Origin of the sequence: Caballeronia temeraria (assembly GCF_001544795.2) — a bacterium.
In the GTDB taxonomy this organism is placed as follows: domain Bacteria; phylum Pseudomonadota; class Gammaproteobacteria; order Burkholderiales; family Burkholderiaceae; genus Caballeronia; species Caballeronia temeraria.
Genome location: NZ_FCOI02000058.1, coordinates 1 through 19,064, shown reverse-complemented (window position 1 = coordinate 19,064; position 19,064 = coordinate 1). Strand labels below are relative to the sequence as shown.

The 19,064-nt window shown below is 65.2% G+C and carries 17 protein-coding genes; 13 read left to right on the top strand and 4 right to left on the bottom strand.

Annotation, left to right across the window (positions count from 1 at the left end):
* The first annotated feature begins 125 nt into the window (after positions 1-125).
* The gene (locus tag AWB76_RS37345; protein WP_279616478.1) at positions 126-587 is read left to right on the top strand and encodes a PHB depolymerase family esterase; all 462 of its coding nucleotides are present in this window, start codon (positions 126-128) and stop codon (positions 585-587) included.
* Between the two features lie 745 nt (positions 588-1,332).
* Here AWB76_RS37345 and AWB76_RS37340 read toward each other — a convergent pair.
* The 3 genes from AWB76_RS37340 to AWB76_RS37330 all read right to left on the bottom strand — a co-directional run bounded on the left by AWB76_RS37340 (position 1,333) and on the right by AWB76_RS37330 (position 4,743).
* The gene (locus AWB76_RS37340; protein ID WP_244173677.1) at positions 1,333-2,652 is read right to left on the bottom strand and encodes an MFS transporter; all 1,320 of its coding nucleotides are present in this window, start codon (positions 2,650-2,652) and stop codon (positions 1,333-1,335) included.
* Positions 2,653-2,730: 78 nt separating this feature from the next.
* Entirely contained in the window at positions 2,731-3,717 is a 987-nt protein-coding gene (locus tag AWB76_RS37335) for a 4-hydroxythreonine-4-phosphate dehydrogenase PdxA (protein ID WP_061165101.1), read from the bottom strand.
* Positions 3,718-3,813: 96 nt separating this feature from the next.
* Positions 3,814-4,743 carry a LysR family transcriptional regulator gene (locus AWB76_RS37330; RefSeq protein WP_063936445.1) on the bottom strand — a complete coding sequence of 310 codons (930 nt, stop codon included), beginning with the start codon at positions 4,741-4,743 and terminating at the stop codon, positions 3,814-3,816.
* Positions 4,744-4,920: 177 nt separating this feature from the next.
* Between AWB76_RS37330 and AWB76_RS37325 the strand changes: the two genes are divergently transcribed.
* The 6 genes from AWB76_RS37325 to AWB76_RS37305 all read left to right on the top strand — a co-directional run bounded on the left by AWB76_RS37325 (position 4,921) and on the right by AWB76_RS37305 (position 10,877).
* Positions 4,921-5,985, top strand: a complete 1,065-nt coding sequence (locus tag AWB76_RS37325) for a tartrate dehydrogenase (protein WP_061165100.1) — start codon at positions 4,921-4,923, stop codon at positions 5,983-5,985.
* A gap of 19 nt (positions 5,986-6,004) precedes the next feature.
* Positions 6,005-6,799 (top strand): enoyl-CoA hydratase/isomerase family protein, encoded by a 795-nt coding sequence (locus tag AWB76_RS37320; protein ID WP_061165099.1) that lies wholly within the window; start codon positions 6,005-6,007, stop codon positions 6,797-6,799.
* Positions 6,800-7,066: 267 nt separating this feature from the next.
* Complete coding sequence (locus AWB76_RS37315) at positions 7,067-8,086, top strand: TRAP transporter substrate-binding protein (protein WP_061165098.1); 1,020 nt, start codon at positions 7,067-7,069, stop codon at positions 8,084-8,086.
* Complete coding sequence (locus tag AWB76_RS37310) at positions 8,086-9,972, top strand: TRAP transporter large permease (protein WP_096031401.1); 1,887 nt, start codon at positions 8,086-8,088, stop codon at positions 9,970-9,972. The genes AWB76_RS37315 and AWB76_RS37310 overlap by 1 nt, the downstream gene beginning before the upstream one ends.
* Positions 9,973-9,974: 2 nt before the next feature.
* Positions 9,975-10,172 carry a hypothetical protein gene (locus tag AWB76_RS42550; protein WP_157696318.1) on the top strand — a complete coding sequence of 66 codons (198 nt, stop codon included), beginning with the start codon at positions 9,975-9,977 and terminating at the stop codon, positions 10,170-10,172.
* Positions 10,173-10,256: 84 nt separating this feature from the next.
* Complete coding sequence (locus AWB76_RS37305; protein ID WP_244173680.1) at positions 10,257-10,877, top strand: amidohydrolase family protein; 621 nt, start codon at positions 10,257-10,259, stop codon at positions 10,875-10,877.
* A 2-nt stretch (positions 10,878-10,879) separates the two neighbouring features.
* Here the strand turns inward: AWB76_RS37305 and AWB76_RS37300 are convergent, their stop codons facing one another.
* Positions 10,880-11,704 carry a FadR/GntR family transcriptional regulator gene (locus tag AWB76_RS37300; protein ID WP_244173679.1) on the bottom strand — a complete coding sequence of 275 codons (825 nt, stop codon included), beginning with the start codon at positions 11,702-11,704 and terminating at the stop codon, positions 10,880-10,882.
* Between the two features lie 165 nt (positions 11,705-11,869).
* Here AWB76_RS37300 and AWB76_RS37295 point away from each other — a divergent pair, with 165 nt between their 5' ends.
* From AWB76_RS37295 to AWB76_RS37270, 6 genes are read left to right on the top strand one after another with little or no spacing between them, the layout of a single operon-like run.
* Positions 11,870-12,754 (top strand): NAD(P)-dependent oxidoreductase, encoded by an 885-nt coding sequence (locus AWB76_RS37295; RefSeq protein WP_061165097.1) that lies wholly within the window; start codon positions 11,870-11,872, stop codon positions 12,752-12,754.
* Complete coding sequence (locus tag AWB76_RS37290; protein ID WP_061165096.1) at positions 12,751-13,695, top strand: amidohydrolase family protein; 945 nt, start codon at positions 12,751-12,753, stop codon at positions 13,693-13,695. The genes AWB76_RS37295 and AWB76_RS37290 overlap by 4 nt, the downstream gene beginning before the upstream one ends.
* Before the next feature lie 48 nt (positions 13,696-13,743).
* On the top strand, positions 13,744-15,045 hold the full coding sequence (locus AWB76_RS37285) for an MFS transporter (protein WP_061165095.1): 1,302 nt from the start codon (positions 13,744-13,746) through the stop codon (positions 15,043-15,045).
* A gap of 30 nt (positions 15,046-15,075) precedes the next feature.
* Positions 15,076-16,281: a CaiB/BaiF CoA transferase family protein gene (locus tag AWB76_RS37280; RefSeq protein ID WP_244173675.1), complete on the top strand. Its 1,206-nt coding sequence runs from the start codon at positions 15,076-15,078 to the stop codon at positions 16,279-16,281.
* A 33-nt stretch (positions 16,282-16,314) separates the two neighbouring features.
* Complete coding sequence (locus AWB76_RS37275; protein WP_061165093.1) at positions 16,315-17,787, top strand: NAD-dependent succinate-semialdehyde dehydrogenase; 1,473 nt, start codon at positions 16,315-16,317, stop codon at positions 17,785-17,787.
* On the top strand, positions 17,784-18,698 hold the full coding sequence (locus AWB76_RS37270; RefSeq protein ID WP_061165092.1) for a LysR family transcriptional regulator: 915 nt from the start codon (positions 17,784-17,786) through the stop codon (positions 18,696-18,698). Before AWB76_RS37275 ends, AWB76_RS37270 begins: the two co-directional genes overlap by 4 nt.
* The last annotated feature ends 366 nt before the right edge of the window (positions 18,699-19,064 follow it).

Below are 19,064 nucleotides of genomic sequence, written 5' to 3'. Positions count from 1 at the left end.
TACGGGGTACGGTGCTTCGCCATAATGGGCACCTCCTGAACAAAAGGATAGATGTCCACGAAAGCGGGTCAACTCCAGCTGGCTTCATTGTGGTGTACCCGTAGCAACCGGAAAGCGCCAATCTACTGCGTTGTTGGAACTGGTTTATACAGTCGAATCGGGCGCGCGATACCAGGGAAACCGCAGCGCTTGCCCACCTTACGAATGAGCTCATCGACCGGTTTAATGTTGGTCGTGCTCGGGTGTATTTGGCGGGACTCTCCGCGGGAGGTGCCATGGCGATCAACCTGGCTGTCACTTACCCCGACCTGTACGCGGCCGCCGCTATCCATTCAGGTTTGGCATTCGGGGGCGCCAACGAGCACCTCTCAGCGTTGTGCGCTATGAACGACGGTCGAGGCACGATTTGCTTGCCAAAACTCGAGGCGGACGTGGCTCGAACGCGCACCCTGCCGTTGATCGTGTTCCACGGTGACGCCGACGATACCCTGCACCCGCTCAACAGCGAGCAGATTACGAAGATGAGCCTGTCGCTGAACAGCCAATCGACCGACACGCAGGTGTGTACAACGACGCGGACGGAGTAGGAAGCAGGGCGCCACGCCTACACGCGGGACACTTGGGTCGACCAAGACGGGTCGTTGCTCACCGAGCGATGGGTCGTGCACGGGCTTTGTCATGCTTGGTCGGGCGGTCACTCTAGTGGCAGCTATACGGACTATCGTGGGCCAGGTGCCACCACGCAGATTGTTCGATTCGTTAGCCAATTTTCGCTCGGAAATGGAGGAACGGTCCGGTGATGTGAGCCGACGCGAGCATCGTCACCTGTAAAGATAGAAGGTTAGAAGCGTAGCGGCGATTGCAGAAGTTTCGCCTCGCCCTCCACACGCTGCACAGGCATTAGAACAGGATAACGTCGCGCCGAACGGGGCGAGAAGAATTGGAGGCTCTCACTCGCCGACGGCCAGCATGCATAGCCACTGCACGATCGGGGCACGCGACACATCCGCCCTCACCGCCATCACAAACGCCAGGGGGCTCTGTCACCTCAGCGCAATACGTTAAGCACGAGCTTTTTGTCTAGCCCCTTCGCGGCAGGCACCCGACGTCGCAAGGAATTGGCTTGATCCTCATGCGGACATCGAGGTAGGGCCGCGAAGGTTCGCGGGGCTGTGCCTTGGGATTGCTTAACGATCGTCAAACAGCCACATGAGAGGCGCGGCAGCGCTGACCGATCTGGTCACCCCCCGGCTCACGCCCGCAACGCGTCGCGATCGAACGCCCAGCGATGCATGCCGGTCATCGCCGTCGCTGAAAGGTGAATCCCGCTCATCAAGTCGAACGCCCGACCGCGGCCCCGGCATCGCTTCCGGCCTCGTCCCGCGGGCGCATCTGGTCGATCGTGCGGTCCGGATGGATCTTCAGCGTCATCAATGCGCCCAGCAACAGGAACAGCAGCGAGCCCACGAACGGCAGGCTCCAGTTGCCGGTGGCGTCTACCACAACACCGAACACGACGGGTGAGATGATCGTCGCGAGCGCGGCGCCCGTGTTGAGCATGCCGCTCGCGGTGCCGGCGTGGGGCGGCGCGATGTCCATCGGCACGGCCCAGATGGGGCCGACCGTCAGTTCGAGCATGAAGAATGCGCCGGACAGGCACGTCGTCGCCACGGTCAGGTCGCGGCTCAGCATCACCGGGATCATGAAGCCGAGCGCGCCGATGAGACTGAATGCGATCACGCCCTGGCGCGCCTTCCTGAGACTGCCGGTGCGCTTGAGCACAAGGTCGCTCAGGAAGCCGCCGGTCACATCGCCGACGACGCCCGCGAGAAAAACCCCCGATGCAAAGATCGCCGATTCCTTCAGGTTGAGCCCATAGCCATGCAGGAAGAAAAGCGGCACCCAGCTGAAGAACAGCGTATTGCTCCACACCTGACAGAAATACACGAAGATGGTCGGCGACATGCGGCCCAGAATCTGTCGCCAAGGCGTTGCGGCGCGGGCCTGCGCGGGATCGGCGGAGGGTAGCAGCGCCAGCTCGGCTTCGTTGATGCCGCGATGCTCGCGCGGATCGTCGCGGTAGTACCAGACCCAAGCCACGATCCACACGGCCGTCAGCGCCCCGACGATCACGAACGACAGACGCCACGAGTACAGCGTCGCAAGCAGCGCGATGAGCGTCGGCGCAACCGCATTGCCCAGCCGCGACGACGAGTGCGTGATGCCCTGTACAAAGCCGCGGTCCTTCATCTGGAACCAGTTCGCGATGGCGCGAGCCTGCGCGGGCAGCGCCGCACCTTCGCCGATGCCGAGCAAGAGGCGCGCTGCGCACAGCGAAGCGAGCCCGCCGACCATGCCGGTCGCGACGGTCGCGACGACCCAGATCGAGCCGCAGACGAACAGCGTGCGGCGCGCGCCCGCGCGGTCGGCGAGCCATCCGCCGATGATCTGGAAGATGGCATAGGTGTAGCCGAACGCCGAGAACGCGACGCCGAGCGTGGTGTTGGACAACCCGAGCTCAGTCTTGATCGGACCGGCGGCCGCGGCGAGATTCACGCGATCGAGATACAAAATGAACGACATCGCGCAGAGCAGCGCGAGCACGGCTTTCTGAACATGCGTGCGCGGTGCTCGCATCGGTTGCGAGATCATGTCTCCTCCAAGAAAGGCGTTGGCCGTGACGGCGCGAGCCTCGCGCCGGACGGTCCGTTGTTCGAATGGAAGTGCCGCTCAGGCTGCGGCGGCGGTCTGTTTCGAGCGCGCCATCCTGCAGGCGAGATCGAAGGCGCGCGCCATCGCGGTGCCGCTCGCGCGGCCTTGTCCGACGATGTCGTATGCGGTGCCATGTGCGGGCGTCGTCACCGGGATCGGCAGGCCGCCTTCCACCGTCACGCCCACTTCGAAGCCGAGCAGCTTGGTAGCGATCTGCCCCTGGTCGTGGTACATCGTGACAATCCCGTCGAACTCGCCGGCGCGGGCGCGCAGAAAGATGGTGTCGGCGGGATAGGGTCCGGTCGATGCGACGCCGCGCGCGGCCGCGAGCCGCATACCGGGCTCGATGATGTCGCTCTCCTCGCTGCCGTAATTGCCGTGGTCGCCGTTGTGCGGATTCAGGCCACACACGCCGATGCGCGGCGCTTCGATGCCCGACGCTCGCAGCGCCGCCGCGAGCATGCCGACCGCATCGGCAACGGCTTCGGGCGACAGGCGATCGGACACTTCCCGCAGCGGAATGTGCGAGGTCACGCGCGCGGTCCACAGCGGATCGAGCACGTTTAGTTCGCCGCACACGCCGCGATGGTCCAGCAGCTTCGCGAACCAGCGCATCTCGTCTTCTTCCTGCATGCCGCCCGCGCGGAGCGCGCTCTTGTTGAGCGGGCCGAAGCACACGGCATCCGCGTGTCCTTCGAGCACATGCTGCACCGCGAGCTCCAGCGAATCCAGCATGAAGCGACCGCTAGCCTCGCTGATGACGCCTGGCTCGAAGACGCTGTCGCTGCCCGCCCATTCGGGTATCGAGAGCCATTCGTCGTCGGGTTGCGGGACGCGCACGCCCGCGGAGGCGGCGCCGCGCGCGAGGGCATCGTGATTGCCGATGAGCGTGATGTGCGCGCGGCGGCGCGCAGCGGAATCGGCCAGCAGGCGCGCGATGATTTCCGCGCCGATGCCGGCGGGGTCGCCGATGGTGAGCGCGATACGTACAGGGGTTGATGTCATGAAGCTCCGGCGATGACGGTGGGAACACGCCGCTTCTTGCGAGCGGAAAGTCCTTAAGTTAAGGACAATCGCGCGCGCACGCCATCGCTCATTGGCTTATGCAGGTTTCGCCTTTTGCGAAACCGGCTGGGTCAGCAGGTCCAGCACGGTGAGCGTCGAAGAAGAGAGTTCGTCGGCCGGCAAATGACATAGCAGCATCTGCCGCATGGGCCACTCGCCTTCGATCGGCAGGATGCGAAAGTGCCTGTCGGTCGCAAGCACCCGCGCGACGCCCAGCGGCATCACGCCGACGCCGACGCCCGCCGCGACCATCGCCGTCATGCTGTCGAAGCTGCCCACGCGGATACGCATGTGCAGCGTGCGGTCCATCTGGCTCGCGAGCCGGCTGAGCGCAATCGAGATCGCGGAGCCTACGGTGAGACCGATCACGTCGCAAGCGAGCAGTTCGCCGGCGCGCACCTGAGACTGCGCGGCAAGCGGATGATCGGCGGTGGTCAGGACGACGAGCCGGTCCTCGCGATACGGACGAGTCGGCAGATCGAGCCGGCCGAGCGAAGCTTCGTAGATGCCGATGTCCACGGTGCCGCGCGTGAGCGCCTGCATTACGCCGTGACTGTTCGCCTCCTGCAAATCGATGTCGATGCCCGGATGCACCGCGTGACAGCGTTGCACGTCTTCCGCGAGGAACTGCAGCACCGCCGACGTGCACGCCGCGATCTTCACGACGCCGCGCGCGCCTTGCCGGAACGCAGCGGCGTCTTGGTGCATGCGTTCCGCCGAATGGATGATGCTGCGCGCGTGGGCGAGCAGCGCCCGGCCGGCGTCGGTGAGCGTCATGCCGTGCGGACGGCGCTCGAACAGCGCGACGCCAAACTGCGTTTCGATCTCGCTGATGCGCCGCGACGCCGCCGCCGGCGCCAGCGCGAGCCTTTCGGCCGCCTTAGTGATCGCGCCCAGTTCCGCCGTCGCCTCGAACAGGCGCAGCGTCTTCAGGTCGAACTGGATGCGGTCGGATCGGCGAGTCAAGATGGCGGAGCCTGGGCATGGAAAGCCCGATTCTAGCGCGAGCCTTCCGCGCCCCATCAGTCGCCGCCGCAGCCGATTATTCACGCTTCGTGCAGAATCGCTTCACCGTTTTGCGTCGAAGCGCGCGGGTGCGGCCACTAGAATGACCGACATGAATCAGACAAGGAGACGAACAGCATGAGCAAGACCTATCGAATCGCCGTGATTCCAGGTGACGGCATCGGCGTGGAAGTGATGCCCGAAGCGCTGCGCGCGCTCGATGCCGTCAGCAAGCGCGTCGGCATCGCGCTCAAGTACGAGCACATCGAATGGGCCAGTTGCGACTACTACGAAGCCCATGGCCAGATGATGCCGGACGACTGGAAGCCACGCCTGCAAGCCTGCGACGCCATACTCTTCGGCGCCGTCGGCTGGCCCGCGAAGGTGCCGGATCACATCTCGCTGTGGGGCTCGCTGCTCAAGTTCCGCCGCGAATTCGACCAGTACATCAACCTGCGCCCCGCGCGACTTTTCGAAGGCGTGCCTTCGCCGCTCGCGAAGCGCAAGGCGGGCGACATCGACTTCATGATCGTGCGCGAGAACACCGAAGGCGAATATTCGTCGGTCGGCGGCGTATCGTTCGAAGGCACGGAGCGCGAATTCGTGTCGCAGACTTCGATTTTCACGCGCAAGGGTTCGGAACGCGTGCTCAAGTTCGCGTTCGATCTCGCGCAGAACCGCGCGAAGAAGGTCACGGTAGCCACCAAGAGCAACGGCATCTCGATCAGCATGCCGTGGTGGGATGCGCGCGCCGCCGAGACGGCCGCGCAGTATCCCGACGTGACGTGGGACAAGCAGCATATCGACATTTTGTGTGCGCGTTTCGTGCTCAATCCGGAACGCTTCGACGTGGTCGTGGCGACCAATCTCTTCGGTGACATTCTCTCGGACCTCGGTCCCGCATGCACGGGCACGATCGGCATCGCGCCGTCGGCGAACATGAATCCGGAGCGCGATTTCCCGTCGCTGTTCGAACCCGTGCACGGTTCCGCGCCGGATATCGCGGGCAAGGGCATCGCCAATCCGATCGCGATGATCTGGTCCGCCGCAATGATGCTCCAGTTCCTCGGCGAGCAGCAGGCTCACGACGCGATCCTCGCGGCCATCACGGACGTGCTGAAGGACGGCCCGCACACCGGCGACCTGGGCGGCACGGCCAGCACGGGCGAAGTGGGCGCGGCGGTCGTCGCGCGCCTCTGCTGAACGACAGGGAGGACATGGCATGACTCAAACTGATGCAAGCGGCGACGGCGACGTCCGCCTTGTCATCGAGGGCGCTGCGGCGCACGTCGTGTTCGACCGCGTGGCCGCGCACAACGCGATGACCTGGCACATGTACGAACGACTTGAGGCGATCTGCGAGTGCCTCGGCAAGGCGCGCGAGGTGCGTGTCGTCACGTTTCGCGGCGCGGGCGGCAAGGCCTTCGTCGCGGGCACCGACATCCGCCAGTTCGGCGCCTTCGAGACCGGCGAGGATGGCGTGCAGTACGAGCATCGCATCGAGCGCATTCTCGGCGCAATCGATGCCTTGCATATGCCCACGCTCGCCATCGTCGATGGTTGGTGCGTGGGCGGCGGCCTCGCGATCGCCGCCTGCTGCGACCTTCGCATCGCGACACCGGGCGCGAAGTTCGGCGTGCCGATCGCGCGCACGCTGGGCAATTGCCTCGCGATCGGCAACACGGCGCGACTCGTCGCCGAGTTCGGCATCGGGCGGGCCAAGCGCATGCTCGTGTTGGGCGACATGCTCGATATCGACGATGCGATGGCGGCCGGCTTCGTCTTCGAGCGCTGCGAGCCGGACCAACTGGACGAGCGTGCAGCGGCGCACGTCGATCGCCTCGCGCGCAATGCGCCGCTCACGATGCGCGTGACTAAGCAGTCTATCTCGCGCATGCTCGCCGCGCTGCCGCTGCAGGGCGACGATCTGGTGCGCGAGTGCTACGGCAGCCGCGACTTCCACGAGGGCGTCGCGGCTTTCACGCAGAAGCGCCCGCCGACCTGGATGGGCGAGTGACACCGGGCGGAGCGATCGCGCCGCCTTTCCCTCGTTGGACGACACGATAAGCGCGCGGGCCACATGGCCCACGCGCTTTTTGCGTTGTTTTTTTCGTGCGCTTGCGCGCATGCTGCACGTTGCCGCAATGCAGCTACGGGAAATACCGGAGATTTGCCGTACCAACTTATATGATAACTTCGTCATACAACATTGCGGACGCCATCGACGGACGATGACGGACCCGGGCTTCTGAAGGCTGAATCGAACCATAAGGACGGAGAAGACATGCAATCAGCGACGCGGCGCAGTTTCCTCAAGACCGTTTCAGCGGCGACCGCCGCGGGCGCCATGACGGGCTGGTCGGGGCGGGCGAGCGCGGCCGAGTTCCGACTCAAGTACGCCAACTTCCAGCCGATCACGCATCCGATGACGGTGCGCGTCAAGGAGATGGCGCAAAAGATTCGCGAAGAGTCGAACGGGCGCATCGAGTTGCAGGTCTTTCCGAATGCGCAGCTTGGCTCGGACGTCAGCATGTTTTCGCAGCTGCGCGCCGGATCCATCGACTTCCTCACGTACTCGCCGCTCTCGCTCGGCGTGATGGTGCCGGACGCGCAGATCAGCGGCGTCGGCTTCGCGTTTCCGAACTACGACGCGGTCTGGAAGGCGATGGACGGCGATCTAGGCGCTTACGTGCGGCAGAAGATCGCCGCGACGCCGCTGTTCGCGTTCGAGAACATTTTCGACGGCGGCTATCGGCAGATCACGACGAGCACGCGCCAGATCATGCAGCCCGATCAATTGAAGGACCTGAAAATTCGCGTGCCGTCGAGCCCACTATGGACCTCGGTGTTTCGCGCGTTCGGTGCTTCGCCGACCACGCTCAGCCTTGAGGAGGTGTATTCGGCACTGCAGACGCACGTCGTGGACGGGCAGGAGAATCCGCTCGTGCTCATCGACACGACGCGCTTCTACGAAGTGCAGAAATACTGCGCGCTGACGAACCACATGTGGGACGGCTTCTGGTTCCTCGGCAACACGGCGAATTTCAAGAAACTGCCGCCCGACATGCAGGAGATCGTGCGGCGCAACGTTAATGCGGCCGCGCTGAAGGAGCGCGCCGACGTCAAGGCGCTCAACGATTCTCTCGTCACGCAACTCAAGGGCCGCGGGCTGCAGTTCAATGAAGTCGATCATGCGGCGTTCCGCGATCGCCTGAAGAGCGCGGGCTTTTACGCCGACTGGAAGAAGCGCTTCGGCGACACGCTGTGGGCGAAGCTCGAACAATACGCCGGCAGGATCGGCTGATGCAGAGCGCCATCTATAAGGACGGCGAGGCGGCGCGTCACCCGCTGCAGCGAGTACTGGCCAGCGCGAGCCGCGTCGCGATGCGCGTGGCCGGCGTGCTGGCCGCGCTACTCGTGTTAGCGGAGACGGTGATCCTGTTTGCCGGCGTGGTCGCGCGCTACGTCTTCGATGCGCCGCTCGTGTGGTCGGACGAATTGGCGTCGACCCTGTTCGTCTGGCTCGCGATGTTCGGCGCGGCGCTCGCGCTCGAACGCGGCGAGCACATGGCGATGACCGCGCTCGTGAGCCGTCTGCCCGCGCGCTGGCAGACCTGGTGCCGCACCGTCGCGGCCATGCTGGTATGCGTGTTCGTCGGGCTCATCATCGTGCCGGCGATCGGTCATGCGCAGGCCGACATGGCGATCACGACCTCCGCGCTGGAAATTCCCGTGGGCCTGCGCACGGCGGCGCTGCCGGTCGGCGCCCTGCTGATGCTGATCGCCTCGCTCGCCGTGCTGTTGCGCGAGAGTTCGGCGCGGCAACTGTTGCTGGCGTTCGCCGTGCTCGCCGCGATCGGCGCGGCGTTGTGGATCGCGCGCGAGCCGCTCGCGGCGATCGGCAACTACAACCTGCTAGTCTTCTTCGTGCTGCTGCTTGGCATAGCGATCGCGGCGGGCATTCCGATCGCGTTCGCGTTCGGCGTCGCCACCGTCACGTATCTGAACCTTGCGGTAGGCATCGATGTGAGCATCGTCGTGAATCGGATGGACGAAGGCATGTCGCAGATGATCCTGCTCGCCGTGCCGCTCTTCGTGCTGCTCGGTGCGCTGCTGGATCTTTCGGGGCTGGCGCGAGCGCTGATCGAGTTCATGGCCGCGCTGATCGGGCATGTGCGCGGCGGCCTGCAGTTCGTGCTGCTGGTCGTGATGTTCCTCGTCTCGGGCGTCTCCGGCTCCAAGGTCGCGGACATGGCCGCCGTCGCGCCCGCGCTGTTCCCCGAAATGAAGGAGCGGGGCTGCGATCCGCGCGGGCTCGTCGCGCTCTTGGTCGGATCGGCGGCGATGACGGAAACCATTCCTCCCAGCATCGTGCTCATCACGATCGGCGCGGTGTGCGGCATCTCGATCACGGCGCTGTTCACTGGCGGCCTGCTGCCTGCGTGCGTCGCGAGTCTGGCGGTCGCCGCGGTGGTGTGGTTCAAGACGCGTTCCGAACCCAAGAGCGTGTTTCGCCGCGCGCCGCCGCGAGAGATCGCACGCGCCCTCGTCGCCGCGCTGCCGGCGCTCGCGCTGCCGGTGCTGATCCGCTCGGCGGTGGTCGAAGGCGTCGCGACCGCGACCGAAGTGGCGACCGTGGGCGTCGCGTACACGATCGTCGCGGGACTCGCGCTGCATGCGTTCCGGCGGCATATCCAGTTCAGGCGGCTCATGCCAATCCTCATCGAAACGGCGAGCTTGTCGGGCGCGATTCTCTTTACGATCGGCATGGCGACCGCGATGTCCTGGGCGCTCACGCAGTCGGGATTCTCCGCCTCCCTCGCTGCGGTGATGGAAAGCATGGCGGGCGGGCGCATCGGCTTCCTGGCAATATCGATCGTCGTGTTCATCGTGCTCGGCAGCGTGCTCGAAGGCATTCCGGCGATCGTGCTGTTCGGCCCGCTACTGTTTCCGGTGGCGCGTGCGCTCGGCATCGGCGATGTGCATTACGCCATCGTCGTCGTACTGTGCATGGGCGTCGGGCTGTTCGCGCCGCCGTTCGGCGTCGGCTTCTACGCGGCTTGCATGATCGGCAAGACCTCGCCCGACGGCGTGATGCGCGGCGTCGCCCCTTATCTGCTCGCGCTGCTGCTGGTGATCGTGGTGGTCGCGTTCGTGCCGTGGATCTCGAGCGGCTTCCTGCCCACATGACGATGACCGACGCTCCATCCATTCCGATCTTCGATGCCCATCAGCACTTCTGGGACACGCGCCTCGGCACGTATCCGTGGCTGTGCGGGGAGACCGTCCACAACTTCCGCTACGGCGACTATCGCGCGATCTGCAAGCGGTATCAGCCGGACGATTACCGACGCGACACGCAACGCTTCCGTCGCGCGGGCAGCGTGTAGATCGAAGCGGAATGGGACCCGCGCGATCCGCTCGGGGAGATGGAGTACATCGCCGATCTTAGGCGCCGAGAGGGTTTGCCGAGCGTGGCGGTGGGGCAGGCGTGGCTCGATCGGCCGGGCCTCGACCGGACGCTTGAAGGACTCACGCGTCATGCGTTCGTGCGCGGCATCCGCCACAAGCCGCGCGCCAATCCGGCGCCGGGCATGAACGAGCCGGGCGGCATGAGGGACGCGGCGTGGCGCGCGGGCTATGCGCGGCTCGCGCACCACCGCTTGCATTTCGAACTGCAGACACCGTGGTGGCATCTGCATGAGGCGGCCGCGCTGGCGAACGATTTCCCGCAGACGCGCATCGTGCTGAACCACACCGGTCTGCCCGCTGATCGCAGCGACACGATGCTCGCCGCCTGGCGCGACGCGATGGCTGTCCTCGCGCAATGTCCGAACGTCTGGGTGAAGATTTCAGGGCTGGGGCAGCGCGGCGTACCGTGGACGGCGCAAGCGAACGGCTGGATCGTGCGCACGACGATCGCACTGTTCGGCCCGCAACGCTGCATGTTCGCGAGCAACTTTCCGGTGGACAGCCTGTGCGCTACCTTCGATGAAATCTACGGCGGCTTCTTCGAGATCGTCAAGGACATGAGCGAGGCCGATCGGCGCCGTCTCTTTCACGACAACGCCGTGGCGTTCTACGCGCCTGGCTGACTTCAGCCCTTCGTCCCGCGGGGCGGCTTTTCAATCACGCTGTCGAGCCGCGCGCGTGACAGACGCTGCGCTGCCGCGCCCCGGTCGCCGCTCCAGAAACCGCGATCGACCTGCTGGATGCGCGTGGCGGTGCGCTGCATATGCGCGTGGGCGGACTCGCGTGCGGCGCCCGGATCGCGGGCCTCAATCGCCGCGGCGATGGCTTCGTGTTCGGCGCGCACGTCGGCGGCGAGATCGGCGCGGCGCGCTTCGTTCGTGCGCGTGATGCGAATCGCGTCCTGCAGTGCGTGCGTCAGCATCGACAGGAGTTCGGTGAAGTAAGGGTTGCCCGCCGCGCGCGAGATGGCGAGGTGGAATTCGAGATCCGCCTCGACACCGTCGCCGCCTTCCTCGACCGCGCGATCGATCGCCTTGAGCGCGCGCCGGATCACGTTCATTTGCGCGGCCGTGCGGCGCTCCGCGGCGAGCGCCGCCATTTCGGCCTCGATGCCCCGCCGCAGCTCGATGATTCGCACCACGCCCGCGGCCGGATTCGCCTCGTCGCGCGCCAGCCGGAACACCTGCGCGGCCTTGGGATCAAGCACGATGGTGCCGCTGCCTTGGCGCGTGTCCACGAGGCCCTCGGACTTGAGCCGCGAAATGGCCTCGCGTACGACGGTGCGGCTCACGCCGTATTGCTCGGTCATGAATTTCTCGGTGGGCAGCCGCGCATTCACCGGGTAGTAGCCGCTGCGGATCTGGTCCACCAGCAGCTTTGTCACGCGGTCGGCGAGCGTGGGCTCGTCATTGTTTGCGGCGCTTTCGCGCATCAGCCTGGCGTCGTGCATGATCAAAAACGGTGAGTTCGGTTGGTTGATGATAGCACCGCAAGCAAAATTCGCTTGACAAATGTGTCATATAAATTTGTACTACAACTTGCGCGATGCGACAGGTCGGGCGAACTCTGCGAACAGCCGGTTCGCACGTGCCGACAAACATATATAGGAGATGGCATGAAGCAGATTGGCGTGATTGGGGTGGGCATGATGGGTCATGGTATTGCGACCAACATCCGGAAGCACGGCTACGCGCTTGGCTTGTTGGAGCATCCCGGCAACCAGCCGCTCGATGCGCTGCGCGCGGCCGGTGCGACCAGCACGGCCGATCCGAAGGAACTGGCGGCATCGGTGGCCGTGCTTATTCTTTGCGTGACGGGCACGCCGCAGGTCGAAGACGTGCTGTTCAATAGCGGCGTGCTCGAAGCTTTGCGTCCGGGCACGGTCGTCATCGACTGCTCCACGGCCATTCCCGAATCGACCATGCGCATCGCCGCGGCGGTGCAGGGCGCTGGAGCCCGGTTCCTCGACGCGCCCATGACGCGCACGCCCAAGGAAGCCGCCGAAGGCCGCATCAACTTGATCGTGGGCGGCGAGCGCGCGGTCTTCGACGAATGCCTGCCCTTGCTGCAGAGCTTTGCGGAGAACATCGTGTATGCGGGCGAGGCGTCGTCGGGGCATCGGCTCAAGCTGCTGCACAACTTCGTGTCACTGGGATTTTCCGCCGTGCTGGCCGAAGCCGCCGCGTGCGCGAGCCGCGCGGGCGTGGATCCCGAAGTGCTGGTCAGCGTGCTCGCGGCGGGCGGCGGCGACGGCGTCGTGTTCAAGCGGCTGCGCCCGTTCATCGAGTCGGCGGACAGCTCGGGCTTCCGGTTCTCGATGTCGAATGCGCTCAAGGACATGAGCTACTACGTCTCGATGACAGGTGAAGTCGGTGCGGCGCATACGGCGGCGAGCGCGGTCCGCGAGGTGTACCAGCGGGCCGTGACCGAAGGCGGCGGGAACACGCCGGTGCCGGAACTGATCGCGCTGCTGGCGGGCAATGTGGAGCAGGCCGCGTGACGCAGCCCGCGGAATCGCCGCGCAACGCACTCGGCTTCGACTTGCCGATCCTCGATGCGCATCATCACTTCTTCGATCTGTCCGACGGGCACTATCCGTGGCTGACCGACGCGTACAACCCCGGCTTCTTCCTGGGCGACTACCGCGCGATCTGCCGCGAGTTCCTGCCGGCGGACTATCGCGCGGCGACGGCCGGCTTCGACGTGATCGGCACCGTTCACATGGAAGCAGAGCGCGCCCGCAGCGAACAGACGAAGGAGAGCGATTTCCTTGCCCGGCTGAAGGTGCGTGACGGGCTGCCGTGCGCGGCCGTCGCGCACGTGTACTTCACCCAGGACGATTGCGACGCGGTGCTCGCCGCACACGCGGCGCATCCGCTCGTGCGCGGCGTGCGCTCGAAGCCGGTGACTGCGCCTCATGCGTCGTCGAGCCTGCGCGGCCAGCCCGGCACGATGCAGGACGAAGCGTGGCTGCGCGGCCTCGCGCTGCTCGCGCGCTACGGGCTGTCGTGGGACTTGCGCGTGCCGTTCTGGCATCTGGAGGAAGCGGCCGAAGTCGTGCGCGGCATTCCGGATACGGCTGTCGTGCTGAATCATCTCGGGCTGCCGCTGGATCGATCGGAGGCGGGTCTCGCGGTCTGGCGGCGCGGCATGCGCGCGCTCGCCGATTGCCCGAACGTGTCCCTCAAGGTTTCGGAGCTCGGCCTGAAGGGCGGCGTGTGGGACAGCGCCAGTAACCGGCGCGTGGTGCGCGAGGCGGTCGGCATGTTCGGCTACGAGCGTTCGATGTTCGCGAGCAATCTGCCGGTCGGGAGCTTGTCAGCGACCTTCTCGCAGATGATCGCCGATGTGACCGGCGCGCTGCCCGAGGCCGACGAGGCGCAGCTGCGCGCGCTGTTCGCGGAAACGTGCCGACGCGTGTATCGGCTCGACGCGCCATGAAGCGAGTCATTGGCAACGCATGATCAAAAAAGAGACCAGGAGACGGACATGCAGGCAATCGACGAGAACCGGCTTTTCCGGAAGATATCCACTCGGATTCTGCCGGTGCTGATGTTGGCGTTTTTCTTTTCCTACGTGAACCGCGTGAACGTGGGCTTCGCCAAGCTGCAAATGGCGAGCGACCTACACTTCAGCGACGCTGTCTATGGCTTCGGCGCGGGCATCTTCTTCGTCGGCTATTTCCTGCTGGAGGTGCCGAGCAACATCATCCTGCATAAGGTCGGCGCGCGGCGCTGGATCTCGCGCATCATGCTGACTTGGGGCCTGCTTTCCTGCGCGACGATCTTCGTCAGGACGCCCATGCAGTTCTACGTGATGCGCTTCCTGCTGGGCCTCGCCGAAGCGGGCTTCATTCCGGGCGCGATCTACTACATGAGCCAGTGGTATCCGGGCGCGCGGCGCAGCCGGGCGTGGGGCGTGTTCTACGTAGCGCTGGCGTCGTCGGGACTGTTCGGCAGCCTCGTATCGGGAGCGATTCTGCACTACATGAGCGATCTCGGCGGCCTGCGCGGCTGGCAATGGCTGATTCTCTGCGAGGGCGCGCCCACCGTGCTGCTGGGCGGATACATCTGGTTTCGCATGAACGACAGCATCGCTGGCGCCACCTGGCTGTCGGACGACGAGAAGCGTCACCTGCAGGCCGTGCTCGCGGCGGAGAACCGCCACAAGCTGGAAACGGGCTTCGGCGCGCTGCTCGGCAGCGGCCGCATCTGGGCGCTCATCACCATCTATTTCGGCTTCACGATGGGCCTATACGCGATCAGCTTCTGGATGCCGACGCTCGTGCAGCGCATGGGCGTGAAGGATGCGCTGAACATCGGGCTGCTGACGGCGATCCCCAGCGCCTGCGCGATTGTCGCGATGGTGCTGATGGGCATGAGTTCGAGCCGCCGCAACGACTTGCGCTGGCATCTGACGATCGCGTATGTCACGGCGGCTGTGGGCTTCGCGCTGTGCGTCGTGTGGCAGCGTCAGCCGGCGCTCGGCGTGTTCGCGCTGTGCATCGCGAACATGGGCGTGTACTCGATTCCCGCGCTCTTCTGGGGCTTGCCCACCGCCTTGCTGACGGGCGTTACGGCGGCCGCGGGCATTGCGCTGATCAATGCCATCGCCAATCTGGCGGGCTTCATCGCGCCCTATCTGATCGGCTATTTGAACACGGTGACGGGGCGCACGGACGCGGCGCTGATCGTCGTCGGCGCATGTCTTGCGCTCGGGGCGGCGCTGGTGCTGCTCGTCACGCGCGAACGCAGGCTCGCCGCGGGCGGCGTAGACCGGCGCGCGGCCTGACATAACGAATCGACCTGAAAGGAGACAGACATGGCAGGACCTTTGAGCGGAATGCGCGTAGTCGAACTGGCGCACATCATGTCGGGACCGGTGTGCGGCATGATGCTCGCCGACATGGGCGCGGAAGTCATCAAGGTGGAAAAGATTCCCCATGGCGACGACTCGCGGCGTTTCTCGCCGATGCTCGACAACGGCGAATCGGCGTCGTTCATGATCGTCAACCGCAACAAGCGCGGCATCGGCCTGAACCTGAAGACGGAACGCGCGCGTGAAGTGCTGCGCAAGCTGCTCGAAAACGCGGATGTCGTCACGGAGAACTACCGCGAAGGCACGATGGAAAAATTCGGGCTCGGCTACGACACGCTCAAGCAACTCAACCCGGGCCTGATCTATTGCTGCATCTCGGGCTTCGGGCGCACCGGTCCGTGGGCGTCCAAGGGCGGCTTCGACCTGATTGCGCAGGGCATGAGCGGCATGATGAGCCTGACCGGCGAGGAAGGCCGGCCGCCCGTCAAGGCGGGCTCTCCGGTGGCGGACATCAATGCCGGCATCCTGGCCGCGCTCGGCATTTCGGCGGCCTATACGCACAAGTTGAAGACGGGCGAAGGGCAGATCGTCGATACCTCGCTATTCGAGGCAGCGCTGCAGCAGATGTACTGGCCCGCCGCGAGCTGGTTCGCGCAAGGCACGCTGCCGAAGAAGATGGGCTCGGCCAATACGACGAGTGCGCCATACCAGGTGTTCGCGTCGAAGGACGGCTGGATCAACATCGGCGCGGCAAACCAGAGCAACTATGAGCGCCTGCTCTCCGTCCTTGACATGCCGCAGCTCGCCGCCGATCCGCGCTTTGCCGACAACGCGGGCCGCATGGCCAATCGCGACGAGCTCGTGCGCCTGCTGACGGAGCGCCTGGTGACACGCACGACCGACGAATGGATCCGCGCGTTCGACGAAGTCGGGCTGCCCGCCGGTCCGGTGCTCGATGTGTCGCAGGCGCTGGAGCATCCGCAGGCCGTGGCGCGCGGCATGGTGGTGGAGTCGCACCATCCGCTTGCGGGCGATGTGAAGGGCCTCGGCCTGCCGATCCGCTTCTCGGGCGGCAATGCCTCGCAGTCCGGGCTCGCCGCGCCGCTGCTCGGCCAGCACACGCGCGAGGTGCTGCGCGAGCTCGGCTATGCCGACGGACAGATCGACGCGATGCACGAATCCGGCACGGTGTTCGCCCGCGCCGCCTGAAGGCGATTACCGCACTTACGAAGGAATTGACGCATGCTTCTCGAACTGACGCGCCCGGAGCTCGTGCGCACGGGCAATCTGATAGATGGTCGATGGAGCGGGGCGGCCGAAGACGGACGCTACCTGGTCATCAATCCCGCCAACGGCGAGCGCTTCGCCGAAGTGCCCGACAGCACGGCCGTCGATGCCCACGCCGCGACCGACGCCGCCGCCCGCGCGCTGCCCGCCTGGCGCGCCACGCTGCCGCGCGAGCGCGCGGCCATCCTGCGCCGCTGGCATGCACTGATACTCGCGAACCTGGAAGATCTCGCGCGCATCATGTCCACCGAGCAGGGCAAGCCGCTTGCCGAAGCGCGCGGCGAAGTGCACTACGGCGCGTCGTATGTCGAATGGTTCGCGGAGGAAGGGCCGCGCGTGTATGGCGACATCATTCCACAACAGCAGCGCGGCAAGCGCATGAGCGCGGTGAAGGAGCCGATCGGCATCGTCGCGGCCGTCACGCCGTGGAATTTTCCGCTGGCGATGATCGCGCGCAAGATCGCGCCCGCGCTCGCGGTGGGCTGCACGGTGGTCGCAAAACCGGCCGAGGACACGCCGCTTACCGCGCTGGCGCTTGCGCAGCTCGCGTTGGAAGCCGGCGTGCCCTGCGGCGTGCTTAATATGATCTCGGCGTCGCGCGATCAGGGCGTCGCGGCCGTCGGCGACTGGCTCGCCGATGCGCGTGTGCGCAAGATCACCTTCACGGGCTCGACAGCGGTGGGCAAGCATCTCGCGCGCGCCTCGGCGGATACGTTGAAGAAGCTCTCGCTCGAACTGGGCGGCAACGCGCCGTTCATCGTGTTCGAGGACGCCGATCTCGATGCCGCCATCGAAGGGCTCATGGCCTCGAAGTTCCGCAACGGCGGACAGACCTGCGTGTGCCCCAACCGCGTTTATGTGCAGGCGGGCGTCTATGACGCCTTCGCGCGCAAGCTCGGCGAGCGCGTGGCGGCGCTCAAGGTCGGGCCGGCGACCGACGACTCGGCGCAGATCGGCCCGATGATCAACGCGCGCGCGGTCGAGAAGATCGCGCGTCATGTGGACGATGCGCTGTCGCACGGCGCGCGCGTACTGACCGGCGGACGCAAGCTGGATGCGCTTGGCCCGAACTATTACGCGCCGACCGTGCTGCTGGACGCGAAAGAGGGCATGGTGGTGTGCTGCGAGGAGACCTTCGGGCCGGTCGTGCCGCTGTTTAGCTTCGAGCGCGAGGAAGACGTGATCCGCGCCGCGAACGACACGCCTTACGGTCTCGCCGCCTATTTCTATACGCGCGACGTGCGGCGCATTCATCGCGTGTCGGCGCAGCTGGAAGCGGGCGTGATCGGCGCAAACGAAGGCGCGGTGGCGAGCGCGGCGGCGCCGTTCGGCGGCGTCAAGGAATCGGGCTATGGCCGCGAAGGCTCGCGCTACGGGCTCGACGACTATCTGTCCGTCAAGTATGTGTGCGAAGGCGGGCTCGATTGAACCGGCACGTCGATCTGAACGATCTGCGCGTGTTTCATGTCGTCGCGCAGAAAGCCAGCTTCGCGGCTGCGGCTGATTTTCTGGTGGTGTCGCCTGCGTACGTGAGCAAGCGCATTCAGTTGCTCGAAAGCGCGCTGGATGCGCCGCTTCTGTTTCGTTCGACTCGGCGTGTCGCGATGACCGAAGCCGGCGAGCGGCTCTTTCGACGCGCGCAGCAATTGCTCGACGAAGCGGACCGGTTGATCGACGACGTCTGCGGTGTCAGGCACGCACCGCGCGGCATGCTGCGCATTTCCAGCAGCTTCGGCTTCGGGCGGCGGGTAGTGGCGCCGGTGCTGGCGCGGTTCATCGAAACGCATTCGCAACTGAACGTGCGGCTCGACTTGTTCGACCGCATTGTCGATGTCGCGGCCGAAGGCTACGACCTCGACATACGCGTGGGCAATGAGATCGCGCCGCATCTGATTGCGCGTCGCCTCGCGACGAATCATCGAATCTTGTGCGCTTCGCCTGACTATCTGCGGGCGCGCAGTACACCGGGCAGCATCGCCGACTTGCAGACACACGAATGCCTGTGCATCAAGGAACGCGATCATCCGTTTGGAGTTTGGCGCTTCGTCGTGGACGGCGAGGACGTGCGCGCGAAGGTCAGCGGCGCGCTGGCTTCGAACGACGGCGAGGCTGCGGTGCAATGGGCGCTAGCCGGTCGCGGGATCATGCTGCGTTCGATATGGAACGTACGCAGCTATCTCGACGACGGCTCGCTGATCCAGGTGCTGCCGCACGTCACCCAGCCCGCCGATGTCTTCGCCGTGTATCCGTTGCGGCTTGCTACCTCCGCACGAGTTAAGGCCTGCGTAGAATTTCTTGAGTCAGAGTTCTCGAGCGGAGCGTGGTCTCAGCACCGATGACGCGCGGAAGTGTGCGAACCACCTCGGCGAGAGGAATGAAACGGTCAATGACTAGGAGGCCGGGGGCTGGAGCAACTCCTCATCGGCTGGACTTGGAATGGTAATTATTCGGATGTTCTATATATTTTACATAAGTAACCGATCATTCGAACTCCAAATCATATCCTGCGAACGCGATCGAATTGGGGCGCTAGTGGTCTTCCGAGAGTTGGTTAAGGAACCTCTGCGAAACCCCAGCTCATAGTGACGTTAAGGAGTACTATTAGAAAGTCAACGACTTGGAGGCATCACGATGACGCAACTTCATCTCGGCTTGGACCTCTCAACCAAACGCACGCGTAAGCGGGAGTTTCTGGACGAGATGAG

Bases quoted from the DNA above. Each gene is read 5' to 3' on its own strand.
- AWB76_RS37275 (WP_061165093.1), top strand. From the start codon at position 16,315: ATGCTTCTCGAACTGACGCGCCCGGAGCTCGTGCGCACGGGCAATCTG.
- AWB76_RS37335 (WP_061165101.1), bottom strand. From the start codon at position 3,717: ATGACATCAACCCCTGTACGTATCGCGCTCACCATCGGCGACCCCGCC.
- AWB76_RS37285 (WP_061165095.1), top strand. From the start codon at position 13,744: ATGCAGGCAATCGACGAGAACCGGCTTTTCCGGAAGATATCCACTCGG.
- AWB76_RS37340 (WP_244173677.1), bottom strand. From the start codon at position 2,652: ATGATCTCGCAACCGATGCGAGCACCGCGCACGCATGTTCAGAAAGCC.
- AWB76_RS37320 (WP_061165099.1), top strand. From the start codon at position 6,005: ATGACTCAAACTGATGCAAGCGGCGACGGCGACGTCCGCCTTGTCATC.
- AWB76_RS37325 (WP_061165100.1), top strand. From the start codon at position 4,921: ATGAGCAAGACCTATCGAATCGCCGTGATTCCAGGTGACGGCATCGGC.
- AWB76_RS42550 (WP_157696318.1), top strand. From the start codon at position 9,975: ATGACCGACGCTCCATCCATTCCGATCTTCGATGCCCATCAGCACTTC.
- AWB76_RS37300 (WP_244173679.1), bottom strand. From the start codon at position 11,704: ATGCACGACGCCAGGCTGATGCGCGAAAGCGCCGCAAACAATGACGAG.
- AWB76_RS37280 (WP_244173675.1), top strand. From the start codon at position 15,076: ATGGCAGGACCTTTGAGCGGAATGCGCGTAGTCGAACTGGCGCACATC.
- AWB76_RS37315 (WP_061165098.1), top strand. From the start codon at position 7,067: ATGCAATCAGCGACGCGGCGCAGTTTCCTCAAGACCGTTTCAGCGGCG.
- AWB76_RS37310 (WP_096031401.1), top strand. From the start codon at position 8,086: ATGCAGAGCGCCATCTATAAGGACGGCGAGGCGGCGCGTCACCCGCTG.
- AWB76_RS37295 (WP_061165097.1), top strand. From the start codon at position 11,870: ATGAAGCAGATTGGCGTGATTGGGGTGGGCATGATGGGTCATGGTATT.